The 12,902-nt window shown below is 71.2% G+C and carries 13 protein-coding genes; 10 read left to right on the top strand and 3 right to left on the bottom strand.

Annotated elements, in window-relative coordinates:
* Window positions 1-195 precede the first annotated feature (195 nt).
* The gene (locus H4F98_RS00225) at window positions 196-1,083 is read left to right on the top strand and encodes an NAD-dependent epimerase/dehydratase family protein (protein WP_343064697.1); all 888 of its coding nucleotides are present in this window, start codon (window positions 196-198) and stop codon (window positions 1,081-1,083) included.
* A 4-nt stretch (window positions 1,084-1,087) separates the two neighbouring features.
* Here the strand turns inward: H4F98_RS00225 and H4F98_RS00230 are convergent, their stop codons facing one another.
* From H4F98_RS00230 to H4F98_RS00240, 3 genes are all read right to left on the bottom strand, one after another.
* The gene (locus H4F98_RS00230) at window positions 1,088-2,002 is read right to left on the bottom strand and encodes a DMT family transporter (RefSeq protein WP_182684668.1); all 915 of its coding nucleotides are present in this window, start codon (window positions 2,000-2,002) and stop codon (window positions 1,088-1,090) included.
* Between the two features lie 208 nt (window positions 2,003-2,210).
* The gene (locus H4F98_RS00235; protein WP_182684669.1) at window positions 2,211-2,723 is read right to left on the bottom strand and encodes an Mpo1 family 2-hydroxy fatty acid dioxygenase; all 513 of its coding nucleotides are present in this window, start codon (window positions 2,721-2,723) and stop codon (window positions 2,211-2,213) included.
* Between the two features lie 115 nt (window positions 2,724-2,838).
* On the bottom strand, window positions 2,839-3,771 hold the full coding sequence (locus H4F98_RS00240) for a phosphoribosylaminoimidazolesuccinocarboxamide synthase (protein WP_425487556.1): 933 nt from the start codon (window positions 3,769-3,771) through the stop codon (window positions 2,839-2,841).
* Between the two features lie 224 nt (window positions 3,772-3,995).
* Here H4F98_RS00240 and H4F98_RS00245 point away from each other — a divergent pair, with 224 nt between their 5' ends.
* The 9 genes from H4F98_RS00245 (at window position 3,996) to H4F98_RS00285 (ending at window position 12,858) form a co-directional block, all read left to right on the top strand.
* A complete protein-coding gene (locus H4F98_RS00245; RefSeq protein WP_182684670.1) occupies window positions 3,996-4,331 on the top strand; it encodes a J domain-containing protein in 336 nt (111 codons plus the stop codon).
* Between the two features lie 111 nt (window positions 4,332-4,442).
* Window positions 4,443-5,114, top strand: a complete 672-nt coding sequence (rpe, locus tag H4F98_RS00250) for a ribulose-phosphate 3-epimerase (protein ID WP_182684671.1) — start codon at window positions 4,443-4,445, stop codon at window positions 5,112-5,114.
* Window positions 5,115-5,597: 483 nt separating this feature from the next.
* The gene (yegS, locus tag H4F98_RS00255) at window positions 5,598-6,629 is read left to right on the top strand and encodes a lipid kinase YegS (protein ID WP_182684672.1); all 1,032 of its coding nucleotides are present in this window, start codon (window positions 5,598-5,600) and stop codon (window positions 6,627-6,629) included.
* Window positions 6,630-6,790: 161 nt separating this feature from the next.
* Entirely contained in the window at window positions 6,791-8,305 is a 1,515-nt protein-coding gene (gene trpE / locus H4F98_RS00260; RefSeq protein ID WP_343064698.1) for an anthranilate synthase component I, read from the top strand.
* 210 nt (window positions 8,306-8,515) lie between these two features.
* The gene (locus H4F98_RS00265; RefSeq protein WP_182684674.1) at window positions 8,516-9,220 is read left to right on the top strand and encodes a hypothetical protein; all 705 of its coding nucleotides are present in this window, start codon (window positions 8,516-8,518) and stop codon (window positions 9,218-9,220) included.
* Window positions 9,221-9,573: 353 nt separating this feature from the next.
* Window positions 9,574-10,164, top strand: coding sequence for an anthranilate synthase component II (locus H4F98_RS00270; protein ID WP_182684675.1), 591 nt, complete (start codon window positions 9,574-9,576; stop codon window positions 10,162-10,164).
* A gap of 67 nt (window positions 10,165-10,231) precedes the next feature.
* Window positions 10,232-11,275 (top strand): anthranilate phosphoribosyltransferase, encoded by a 1,044-nt coding sequence (gene trpD / locus H4F98_RS00275; RefSeq protein WP_182684676.1) that lies wholly within the window; start codon window positions 10,232-10,234, stop codon window positions 11,273-11,275.
* A 60-nt stretch (window positions 11,276-11,335) separates the two neighbouring features.
* Complete coding sequence (gene trpC, locus H4F98_RS00280; RefSeq protein ID WP_182684677.1) at window positions 11,336-12,127, top strand: indole-3-glycerol phosphate synthase TrpC; 792 nt, start codon at window positions 11,336-11,338, stop codon at window positions 12,125-12,127.
* Window positions 12,124-12,858, top strand: coding sequence for a haloacid dehalogenase-like hydrolase (locus H4F98_RS00285; protein ID WP_182684678.1), 735 nt, complete (start codon window positions 12,124-12,126; stop codon window positions 12,856-12,858). The genes trpC and H4F98_RS00285 overlap by 4 nt, the downstream gene beginning before the upstream one ends.
* Window positions 12,859-12,902 lie beyond the last annotated feature (44 nt).

The raw sequence follows: 12,902 nt of genomic DNA on the forward strand, positions 1-12,902 counted from the left end.
CCGGGTGCCCCGGTATGCTGTGCCGATGACATGCCCGCGTCCGTTCGCCCCGCTCGTTCCAGCCCCGCCTCGCGCGCGCGCGAACGTGCTTATATGCGCCGCCGCGATCGCGCGCCGTGGACGGCCCGGCGGGCATCGCGCGGGCCCGGTTGCCGGCGTTCGCGGTTCAGCTGCCGATCACCTTGGGAGGTCCCGGTGCGCCGCGCGTTGATCCTCGGCGGCAGCGGTCAGGTCGGCGAGGCGCTGCTGGCGCGCCTGCGGGCGGACGGCTGGTCACTGGTCGCGGTCTCGCGCCAGCCGCGGACCGGTCCCGCGGGCGTGGCCTGGGTGCAAGGCGAGCTGGACGCCATGCCCGCGTTGCCGGCCGGCTTCGAGGCCGGCCGGCTGGACGCGATCTTCAGTGCCGGACCGCTGGATGCCTTCGCCCGCTGGTACGCCGGCAACGACGTTCGCGCGCCGCGGATCGTGGCCTTCGGCTCGACCAGCGTGGCGACCAAGCAGGCCTCGGTCGAGGCCACCGAACGCGACGTCGCCCGCCGCCTGCGCGAGGCCGAGGCGACGGTCCTTGCCCGGGCCCGCGAACGCGGTACCGCGGCGACCCTCCTGCGACCCACCCTGGTCTACGGCGCCGGGCGGGATGCGACGCTCACGCGGATCGCGGCGCTCGCCCGCCCGCGGGGCTGGTTCCCGTTGCCGCGCGGCGCCCGCGGCCTGCGCCAGCCGGTGCATGTCGAGGACCTGGCCGACGCCGCGGTCGCCTGCTGCGACGTGCCGGCCTGCGCCGGCCAGGCCTACGACCTGCCGGGCGGCGAGACCTTGCCCTACCGCGAGATGGTCGTCCGCGTGCTGGCCAGCCTGGAGCCGCCGGCGCGATGCATCGAGTTGCCCGGGCCGCTGTTCCGCCTCCTGCTGGGCGGCGCGCGCCTGGCCGGCATGGCGCGGGGTCTGGGCGCGGCGGTGCCGCGGATGCGCGAGGACCTGGTGTTCGACGCGACGCCAGCGATGCGCGACTTCGGCTACGCGCCGCGCCGCTTCGCCCCCGTGGCCGGCATGTTCGCGCCCGCGCGGCGGCCGGTGCCGTAGCGGTTCAGATCGTATCGGTCGGCGGGATTTCGTGCGGGCCGGTGGCATCGCGCGGCGCGCGGCTCTTGTGCAGCACGCGCAGGGCGATGACCAGTACGCCGCCGAGGACCATCGCGCCGCCGATCCACAGTTTGGGGCCGGGCCGGTCGCCCCAGAACGCGATGCCCAGGCCGACCGCCAGCACCGGGACCAGCAGCAGCCATGGCGTCACCTGCGCGACCGGATAGCGCTGGACCAGCACGTAATAGAGGCCGTGGCCCAGCAGCGACGAGATGAAGGCGGCGTAGAACGCGCCGAACCAGGCCACCGCACCGACATCCGGCAGTTTCGCCAGGGCGCCGGGTTCGAGCCACAGGCTGATCGCCAGCAGCGGCACCACGCTGAACACCGCCGTCCATCCCTGCATGCTGTAGGCATTGAGCTGCTTGAGCGGTTTCATCAGCACCGTGCCGGCCGCCAGGAAGAAGGCCGCGACCAGCATCAGCACCAGGGCCATCGGCCGGTCCAGTACCAGCGGGTCGAAGCCCAGCACCAGGACACCGCCGAAGCTGATCGCGATCGCGACGCCGGTGCGCCAGCCGAAACGCTCGCCCAGGACCGCCCAGGCCAGCAGCGCCGTCATCGGCACGTAGCTCTGCATGACGATCGCGGTGGACGAGAGGTCGCCGGCCAGCTTGAGTGCGCTGAAGCTCAGGCCGAAATGCAACACGCCCACGCACAGGCAGGTCGCCACCAGTCGGGGCCACTGGCCCGGTGCGGGTCGTTTGAGCACGAACACCAGCGGCAGCGCGAGCAGGGCGAAGCGCAGCGCGGTGAACAGGAAGGGCGGGATTTCCCGCATCGCCAGGGCCGAGGTCAGGAAATTGAACGCCCAGGCCAGGACGATGAGCAGCACGAGGAACAGGTCGCGGGTCGGCATGGAGGGTCCGGGGCAGCAGGGTGGGGCGGCCGACGTCCGGGTCCTGCCGTCGCCCGGGAGGTGGCGCGAGTCGCCAGTAGAACATGCGCGGGCAACGGCCGACAGCGTGGGATGGCCCGGCGCCGGCCAGTGGCCACGCCCGGCAAGGTCGCGGCCCGTGGTGTCGGTTGCGTGCGTGGAGGCCGCGGCGTGGGCGGCGATCAGGGGCTCAGTAGGGCCAGCCCAGCTTGCGGTACAGCTTCGACAGCACCCACACCGGGCCGATCAACAGGTAGCGCAGGTCGGTCAGGAAGCTCGGCCGCTTCCCCTCGAACAGCTTGCTGTGGCCGATGAACTGGCCGATCCAGGCGACCACGAACACGGCGATGGCCAGGTAGAGCAGCTGCATCGTCCCCAGGCTGCCGTGCAGCCATCGCGTCAGCCAGCCCATCAGCACGAACACCGCCAGCATGCCGAAACCGAGCGGGCGCGAGGCGCGGTAGTAGAACGCCCACGCGGCGAACATCGCCGCACCGGCCCAGAAGCCCGGTCCGAACCAGGTGCCCGGCGACGGGATGCACCACAGCAGCGCGACCACGCTCCACAGGATCGCGGGCACGCACAGCACGTGGATCGCCTGGTTGGCGGTGTTCTGGTGGTCGCCGGAATAGTGGGCGAACCAGATGTCGATCGGCCGGCGTGGGGCGGTCGCGTCGTGCGGGGTGTCGTGGACGGTGCTCATGGCGACTCCAGCGGGAATGCGCAGGCGTATGGCAGGCGCGTCCGAGCATAGCGGCAATGCCCGCGGGATGCCCGCGGCAGTGCAGCGTCGCCGGCCACCGGTCGGCTCGGCGCCTTCAGTCGACGCTGAGCCCGGCCAGGCGCTGCAGCGCCTCGGCGTAGCGGGCGCGGGTTCGCTCGATCACTTCCGGCGGCAGGCGCGGACCCGGCGCGGTCTTGTCCCAGTCCAGCGTCTCCAGGTAGTCGCGCACGATCTGCTTGTCGTAGCTCGGCGGGCTGGTGCCCACTTCGTACTCGTCGGCCGGCCAGTAGCGCGACGAGTCCGGGGTCAGCATCTCGTCCATCACGTACAGGCGGCCGTCGGCATCGGTACCGAACTCGAACTTGGTGTCCGCCAGCAGGATGCCGCGCTCGGCCGCATGCTCGGCGGCGAACCGGTAGAGGCGCAGCGTGGCGTCGCGGACGGCTTCGGCGAGGTCGGCGCCGCACAGCTTGACCGCCGTGTCGAAATCGATGTTCTCGTCGTGGTCGCCCACCGCGGCCTTGGTGGAGGGGGTGAAGATGGGTTCGGCCAGCTTCTCGGCCTGGCGCAGGCCGTCGGGCAGGGCGATGCCGCTGATCCGGCCGGTGCGCTGGTAGTCCTTCCAGCCGCTGCCGATCACGTAACCGCGGGCGATGCATTCGATCGGCACGGGCTTGAGCCGGCGCGCCACGACCGCGCGCTGCAGGTAGGGCGCCGGGTCGACGCCGGCCGGCAACACCGAGGCCACGTCGATGCCGCTGAGGTGGTTGCGGACGATGTGCTCGGTCTTGCCGAACCAGAAGTTGCTGATCTGGCAGAGCATCGCGCCCTTGCCGGGGATCGGGTCGGGCAGGACCACGTCGAAGGCGCTGAGCCGGTCGGTCGCGACCATCAACAGGTACTCGCCGGCGGGCGCGTCGTCCGGCAGGGCGGCACGGGGCAGGTCGAATACGTCGCGGACCTTGCCGCGGTGGCGCAGGGGCAGGCCCGGCAGTTCGGATTCGGACAGGACGTTCTGGGTCGATATGGTGGACAACGTGTATTCCCCGATCGTGCGATTCTGCTGCGTGCATCCCCCTGCGGGGCGGGGCCGGGAAGCCCGCGCCGACGCGACAGGGCCGGCCAGTGTACGCCGGTCCGGGCCAAGGTGCAGGTACACTGCGCGCGTGAATCGGGGCGCCTGTCCCGGTATGGCGCGCGGGGCCGTCCGCCGGCGGCCCCGGCACCTCCCTTTCCCCGTCCTGGAGCCCCATGAAACGCTGGTACGGAAAACTGCTGGGATTCATCGCCGGGGCCCTGCTGCTGCGCTTCAACCCGTTGCTGGGGGCCTTGATCGGCCTGCTGGTCGGGCATGCCTTCGATGCCGACTGGTTCCGCTCGCGCCGGGCCAACCCGTATGCGGTCTTCGACCTGGGCGAGGATGCCAGCGACGACGAGGTCGATCGCGCCTACCGTCGCCTGATCGCCCAGTACCATCCGGACCGCCTGCAGGGGGCTGCGCCCGAACTGCGCCAGCGCGCCGAAGTGCGGGCCCGCGAGCTGAACGCGGCCTACGACCGCATCAAGGCCCTGCGCAGGAAGCGCTAGCGCCGGGCACGGGCCCGCGGCGATGTCACGCCCGGACCCAGGGCTTAGAATGGCGTCCCGCCCTGCGCCGGCCGGCGCAGGGTGCCCGTCCACTCCCACATGGCCCCCCGCATGCAGCCGACCGTCATCGCCCCGTCCATCCTGTCCGCCAATTTCGCCCGCCTGGGCGAAGAGGTCGACAACGTGCTCGCGGCCGGTGCCGACTGGGTGCACTTCGACGTCATGGACAACCATTACGTGCCCAACCTGACCATCGGTCCGCTGGTGTGCGAGGCCTTGCGCAAGCACGGCGTCACCGCGCCGATCGACGTGCACCTGATGGTCGAGCCGGTCGACCGCATCATCCCCGACTTCGCCAGTGCCGGCGCGTCCATGATCAGCTTCCACCCCGAAGCCAGCCGTCACGTCCATCGCAGCATCCAGCTCATCAAGGGCGCGGGCTGCCAGGCCGGCCTCGTGCTGAACCCCGCCACCCCGGTGGAGGTGCTCGACTACGTGCTCGAGGACCTGGACATGGTGCTGCTGATGTCGGTCAATCCGGGTTTCGGCGGCCAGTCCTTCATTCCTTCCGCGCTGGAGAAGCTGCGCGCGGTGCGCGCAATGATCGACGCGCGCGCGCCCCACGTGCGCCTGGAGATCGACGGCGGGGTGAAGGTCGACAACATCGCCGAGATCGCGGCGGCAGGCGCGGACACCTTCGTCGCCGGCTCGGCGATCTTCAATGCCGGCGACTATGCCGATGTCGTGGGCCGCATGAAGGCCGCCGTGGCAGGCGTGCGCTGAGGCAGCACCCAGGCCGCTGGCGCAGCACAGCGGCGCAAGCCAGCGCTTGCCGAGCAGCCCGGGCAAGCGAAGCGCACCCGGGGCCCCGGTCCGAAGGGAGCATGGGCGATGCGTGGGAGGGCCGTCGCACCACGACTTCTTCCGGCCGGCCACCCGGGTGCGAGGGTCGACGGCAACGTGAAGAACAACAGCGGGATCCCGGCGTTCGCCGGGATGACGGTGAGCGGTGCCTGGCAGGCAGCATGAACCCCGGGATCCGCCGTGCGGATCCCGGGGTGGTCGTGCGTCAGCACTGAAAATTTGGAGGCGATCCTGCCTCCGCCCGTCGTCCCTGAGAATGGACTCCCATGCTCCGCGTCGACGATGACGGCGTCATGACAGCCGCATGCCGATGGCATGTCGGCCGTGCCGCGCGTCGCCGGCGTTCATGTCCCGGACAGCGGCTTCACGGCGACGCGCGGGCGGCTTGGCTAGCCTCGCGGCATGGACCCCACGACCACGCCCACTGCCTCCCCCGCGACCGCGCCGCGTTGGCGCCTCGTGCTCAATGGCAAGGCCGCCGGCGACGAGGATGTGCGCGCCGCCGTCCAGGCGCTGCGCGATGCCGGCGTCGACCTGGGCGTGCGCGTGACCTGGGAAAGCGGCGACGCCGAGCGCTACGTCGACGAGGCGCTCCGCGATGGCGTCGGCGTGCTGGTCGCCGGTGGCGGCGACGGTACGCTCAGCGCCATCGCCGCCGCCCTGGCCCACCACGACCGTCCCGCCGCCGACCTGCCTGCGCTGGCCCTGCTGCCGCTGGGCACCGCCAATGATTTCGCGTCCGCCGCCGGCCTGCCCGACACGCCCGAGGCGGCCCTTCGCCTGGTCCTGGAGACGCGCGCCCAGCCCATCGACCTGTTGCGCATCGAGTCCGACGGTGCCGTGCACTGGTGCGCCAACCTCGCCAGCGGCGGCTTCGGCACGCAGGTGACGGTGGAAACCGACGAAGGCCTGAAGAAAGTGCTTGGGGGACTGGCCTACCTGGTCACCGGCATCGCCCGCCTGGGGCGGATCGAGCCGGTGGCGGCCCGCCTCGACGGACCGGGCTTCCAGTGGCAGGGCGAGTTCATCGCTCTGGGCCTGGGCAATGGACGCCAGGCCGGCGGCGGGCAGCAGCTGTGCCCGGAGGCGCTCGTCGACGACGGCCGGCTCGACCTGACCCTGATCCCGCCGCTCGACGGCGAAGTCGGCGAGACCGTCGCCGCCCTGCTGACCGAAGGCCGCGAAGGCGCGCTCGAGCGCATCGCGCTGCGCGAACGGCTGCCCTGGGTCCGCCTGGAGAGCGAATCGGCCCTGGTCCTGAACCTCGACGGGGAACCGGTGCAGTCGCATCGTTTCCGTATCGACTGCGTGGGCGCCCGCCTGCGCATGCACCTGCCGCCTGGCTGCCCCTTGCTCGGCGTGCCCGGCGATCCCGGTGCGGCGACGGGCGCCGGGCCCGAGGCACCCCTCGCCGGCGGCCTGTTGCCCGCCTGAGCGGTGCGCCGGCGGCTGCCGCCCCGGATCGGCTAAAGTAGCGGCCATGACTGTCGGGGCGATCACGAATGCCGGCCGTGGCGACACGGGTTGGCGATGGTGGACAAGCGCAAGCTCGCCCACCGTTGCCATCGCCCTGCCGCACCCAAAGGAACTGCCGCGTGAATCGTCCAGCCCACACCGCCGCCCAGTCGCTCGAGCATTTCCAGCAGCTTGCTGCTGAAGGGCATACCCGGATCCCGGTCGTGCGCGAGGTCTTCTCCGACCTCGACACCCCCTTGTCGGTCTATCTCAAGCTCGCCGACGGCCCGCACACCTACCTGTTCGAATCGGTCGAGGGCGGCGAACGCTTCGGGCGCTACTCGATCATCGGACTGCCGGCGCGCCGCGTGTACGCCTTCGCCGGCCACACGCTCTACGTCACCGAGCACGGCGAGCTGGTCGAGCACCGCCACGTCGACGACCCCTTCGCCGAGGTCGAGCGCCTGCGCACCGAACACTCGGTGCCGCGCATCGAGGGCCTGCCCGGTTTCACTGGCGGGCTGGTCGGCTGGTTCGGCTTCGAGTGCATCGGCTACATCGAGCCGCGGTTGGCCGGCGGCGACAAGCCCGACGAACTGGGGACGCCCGACATCCTGTTGATGCTCAGCGAGGAACTCGCGGTCTTCGACAACCTGCGCGGACGCCTCTACCTGATCGTCCACGCCGATCCGCGCGAACCGCAGGCCCACGCCCGGGCGACCCGGCGGCTGGACCAGCTGGTGCATCGCCTTCGCCACGGCGGCACCAGCTATCCCGAGACCCTCGACCCCAACGGCCTGGACGAAGCGGACTTCGTGTCCGGCTTCACCCGCGAGGGCTTCATCGACGCGGTCGAGCGCTCCAAGGCGTACATCCGCGCCGGCGACATCTTCCAGGTGGTGCTCAGCCAGCGCATGTCGGTACCGTTCAAGGCCCGCCCGGTCGATGTCTACCGCGCGCTGCGGGCGCTGAACCCGTCGCCGTACATGTATTTCCTCGACGTCGGCGACATGCAGGTGGTGGGCTCCTCCCCCGAGATCCTGGTGCGCCTGCAGCACGACGAGCAGGGCAGGGGCGAGGTGACCGTGCGACCGATCGCCGGGACGCGTCCGCGCGGCGACACGCCCGAACACGACCTGGCCCTGGAGGCCGAACTGCTGGCCGACCCCAAGGAACGCGCCGAGCACCTGATGCTGATCGACCTGGGCCGCAACGACACCGGCCGCGTTTCCGAACCGGGCACGGTGAAGATGGGCGAGCAGTTCACCATCGAACGCTACAGCCACGTGATGCACATCGTCAGCGAAGTCACCGGCACCCTGAAGCAGGGCATGAGCTACGCCGACGTGCTGCGCGCGACGTTTCCGGCGGGCACGGTCAGCGGCGCGCCGAAGATCCGCGCGCTCGAGATCATCCGCGAGATGGAGCCGATCAAGCGCAACATCTATTCCGGCGCGGTCGGCTACATCGGCTGGCACGGCGATGCCGACACCGCCATCGCCATCCGCACCGCGGTCATCCAGGATGGCCGCCTGCACGTGCAGGCCGGCGCGGGGATCGTCCACGACTCCGATCCGCAGAAGGAGTGGGAAGAAACGATGAACAAGGGCCGCGCGCTGTTCCGGGCCGTCGACGAAGCCGCGCGCGGACTCTGAACGGGCGCCGTCAGCGGGGCGGACGATTCTCAGCAATGACTGCGATGCCTGCCGTGGCGGGCGCCGCGGCGCGCCGCCGAAACCGTCACGCGCGCCGCGTGTCCGCGTTTATCAATCCCAGACGTTGCCTTCACGAGGGACGGTGTTCATTGGTCCCGCGGGTCGCACGATCGCCCGCCGTATCCGGAAGCGAAGCAGGAGGGGATTGCGATGCAGCCTGTCGAAGATCGTTATGTACAGTCGCGCTTTTCCAACACGTTTCCGCGCACCGTCGAGCTGACCTGCCCGCACTGCTTCAAGCAGTCGGTCCTGGAAGCCCGCAGCTGGCAGGAGCACGGCCAGCAGGTCGCGGCCAGCGAGATGGTGTGCTCGCGCTGCGAGGAGCGCGTGCTGTTCGTGCAGCTGCTCAACGAGGACGGCGTCATCCGCGAGGGCGGCCTGTTCTGCCATCCCGGATCGGCCCGCCGCGAGGCGATGCCGGGCGTGGCCTACCTGCAGAACCTCTCGGGGCCGCTGGCGCGCACCTACGATTCCGCCCTCAAGCTCTACAACCACGCCGAGTGGGGCGCCTCGGCGCTGATGATCCGACACCTGCTGGCGGGGCTGGCGGTGCAGTTGCTGGGCGAGGAACGCCGCGACCTGCCGCTTGCCCAGCAACTGGAGGCGTTGCCGCAGGACCTCGACCTGGAGCGGCCGCTGCAGGACATCTCGCCCCTGCTCGACTCCAGCGGCACCTTCGGCCGCCAGTTCGAGGACGAAGCGGCGATCGACAAGGTCAGCGCCGACCTGCTGCTGGAACTGGCCGAGCAGCTCATGGCTTACCTGGTGGTCATGCCAGGGTCGATGGACGACCTGAAGAAGCGCATCGCCACCGCCCCCGTACCCCTGCGGCGCGGCAACACCGGCACCGCCTGAGCGACGCCCGGGGCGCGCGCCCGTGCCCCGGCGCAGGGTCGCGCGGCGCCCGCGCAGCCGGTACAGTGGGCCCATGGTCATGCGCGGCGCACATCGAGACATCGCCTGCACCCCGGCCGGGGACGCCGGGCGCGTAGGTGGCACCGCCTGGCGATGGTGGCGCTGAGGCCCCGCCGTCCCGACCCACCGCCCCCCGAGACTCCCCGCGTGACCCCATCGTTCCGACCCGCCCCGCCGCAGGGGCCTTCCCGGTCCTGCCCCGGACCCCGCCGCGCGGCGCAAGGCGCGATGGCGACCTTCCTTTCCCTCCTCGAAACCCGGGCCCGTGCCCGGCCCACACCGAGTGCGCGCCGATGCTGCTGATGATCGACAACTACGACAGCTTCACCTGGAACCTCGTGCAGTACCTGCAGATGCTGGGCGCCGAGGTGAAGGTGGTGCGCAACGACGAGCTCGACGTGGCCGCCATCGAGGCGCTGGCGCCGTCGCGGATCGTCATATCGCCCGGCCCCTGCACCCCCAACGAGGCCGGCGTGTCGGTGGCCGTGATCGAACGCCTGGGCGCGACGACGCCGATCTTCGGCGTCTGCCTCGGCCACCAGAGCCTGGGCCAGGCCTACGGCGGCGAAGTGGTCCGCGCGCGGCAGATCATGCACGGCAAGACCTCGCCCATCCGCCACGCCGGTGGCGGCGTGTTCGATGGACTGCCCGACGCCTTCGAGGCCACCCGCTACCACTCGCTGGTGGTCCGGCGCGAAAGCCTGCCCGACTGCCTGGAGGTCACCGCCTGGACCGAGGACGCGGCCGGCGGATTCGACGAGATCATGGGCCTGCGCCATCGCGAACACCCCGTCGAGGGCGTGCAGTTCCATCCCGAATCGATCCTGACCGAGCACGGGCACGCCATGCTCAGGAACTTCCTGGAGCAGCCGGGGCGGGCCTGAGCCGGGCCGCTCGTCTACCATTACGCGCGGCGCCGAGCGCCAGCCCCACGCGAACAAGGAGTCGCCCATGCCGATCAATGCGCAGGAAGCCCTGCAACGCACCATCGAACATCGCGAGATCTTCCACGACGAGATGGTCGAGTTGATGCGCCAGATCATGCGTGGCGAGATCAGCCCGGCGATGACCGCGGCCATCCTGACCGGCCTGCGGGTGAAGAAGGAGACCGTCGGCGAGATCGCGGGCGCGGCGACGGTGCTGCGCGAGTTCGCCCTGCCGGTCGACGTCGCCGATCGCTCGCAACTGGTCGACATCGTCGGCACCGGCGGCGATGGCGCCCATACCTTCAACATCTCCACCGCCAGCATGTTCGTGGTCGCCGCCGCCGGCGCGCGGGTCGCCAAGCACGGCAACCGCAGCGTGTCGTCGAAGTCCGGCAGCGCCGACGTGCTCGAGGCCCTCGGGGCCTGCATCGAGCTGCAGCCCGCCCAGGTCGCGCAGTGCATCGACAGCTGCGGGATCGGCTTCATGTTCGCCCCGGTCCACCACCCGGCGATGAAGGTGGTCGCGCCGGTGCGCCGCGAGATGGGCGTGCGCACGCTGTTCAACATCCTCGGGCCGCTGACCAACCCGGCCGGCGCCCCGAACATCCTGATGGGCGTCTTCCACCCCGACCTCGTCGGCATCCAGGTACGCGTGCTGCGAAAGCTGGGCGCCAAGCGCGCGCTGGTGGTCTGGGGCCGGGATGGCCTGGACGAGCTGTCGCTGGGCGCGGCCACCCTGGTCGGCGAACTGCGCGACGGCGAGGTGCGCGAGTACGAGGTGCACCCCGAAGACTACGGCATCGCCATGGCGGCGACCCGCAACCTCCAGGTCGGCGACGCGCTGGAGTCCAGGCAGATCGTGCTCGACGTGCTGTCGGGCAGCCCGGGATTGCCGCTGGAGATCGTGGCGATGAATGCCGGCGCGGCGCTCTACGTGGCCGGCGTGGCCGATTCCATCGCCGACGGCATCGCCCGGGCCCGCGAGGCCATGGCCTCCGGCGCGGCGCGGGCGAAACTGGACGAATTCGTCGCCCTCACGCGCGTACTGGGCGGCCTGCCGCCCGCCTGAATCCCCACCACCCATGCGCCGGCCCCGCGGCCGGTGACCCACGGAAGCCAAGCAACGCTCATGAGCGACATCCTCAACACCATCCTCGCGCGCAAGGCCGTGGAGATCGAACAGCGCAGCAGGATGCGCCCCCTGGAGATGGTTCGCGCCCGCGCCGAGGCCATGCCGCCCGCGCGCGGCTTCGTGCAGGCCATCCAGCGCAAGCGCGACGCGGGCGAGGCCGCGGTGATCGCCGAGGTCAAGAAGGCGAGCCCGTCCAAGGGCCTGATCCGCCCCGACTTCCGGCCGGCCGACATCGCGCGCAGCTACGAGGCCGGCGGCGCCGCCTGCCTGTCGGTGCTCACCGACGTCGACTTCTTCCAGGGCAGCAACCTGTACCTGGGCGAGGCGCGCGACGCCTGCGGCCTGCCGGTGCTGCGCAAGGACTTCACCGTCGACCCCTACCAGGTCTACGAGGCGCGGATGATCGGTGCCGACGCCATCCTGCTGATCGTCGCCGCGCTCGAGGACGGGCCGATGATCGAGATGGCGAACCTCGCGCACGCGCTGGGTATGGACGTGCTGGTCGAGGTGCACGACATCGACGAGCTCGAGCGCGCGCTGCAGACCGACTGCGAACTGATCGGCGTCAACAACCGCAACCTGCGCACCTTCGAGGTCTCGCTCGAGACCACCCTCGGGCTCAGGCAGGCCGTGCCGCCGGACCGTACCCTGGTCACCGAGAGCGGCATCGCCACGCCCGCGGACGTGACCCGCATGCGCGAAGCCGGCATCGACACCTTCCTGGTCGGTGAAAGCTTCATGCGCGAGGCGGACCCCGGCGCCGCCCTCAAGCGCCTGTTCGCGGCATGAGCGTCGCCGGCCCGCGCTATCCGCAGGCGGCGCCCGGCGCGCCGCTGGTGGTGTTCGACTTCGACCACACCCTGTACGACGGCGACTCCGGCAGCCACCTGTTCCGCTGGATGATCGGCCGCGCCTGGTGGCGCGTGCTGCTGGCGTTGGCGATCGCGCCGGTGTTCGGTCCGCTGGTGGCCTTCCTGCCGACCCGCCGCTTCGGCATCTCCGGGTTCGTCTGGGTGGGCTCGGTGTTCGGCCTGCACGGGCGCGGCGACCTCGATGCGGTGATCGACCGCTACGTCGATGGCCATGCCGGGGTGATCCGCGCGCGCCTGCTGCCCGTGGCGCTGGAGGTGTTCCGCGCGCATCGCGAGGCAGGCGACCGGGTGGTGGTGGCGACCGGTGCGCCGCCCGAACTGGCCCGCGCGATCCTGGCCTTCGTCGCCCACGAGGACGTGCCGGTCGTGGGGACCCAGGTCGGCCCGCGCTGGGGCGGCGTCGGCCCCGTGCGCCACTGCCACAACGAGATGAAGATGACGATGCTGCGCGACGCGGGCTTCGCTGGACCGGTCGAGAAGGCCTATTCCGACAGCTCCGCCGACCTGCCCCTGCTCAAGGCGGCGCGCGCGCCGGTGGTGGTCAACCCGAAGGCGAGCCGCGTGGCGATGTTCCGCGAGGTGCTGCCCGCCGGCACGCCGATCCTCAACTGGGGGTGCCCGGGCCGCGCGGGCGAGCCGGTGGCCTGATCGCGGCCCCCGGAACGCGACAGGCGGCCCGCAGGCCGCCTGTC

This window comes from Marilutibacter spongiae (assembly GCF_014145325.1).
Lineage (GTDB): Bacteria > Pseudomonadota > Gammaproteobacteria > Xanthomonadales > Xanthomonadaceae > Marilutibacter > Marilutibacter spongiae.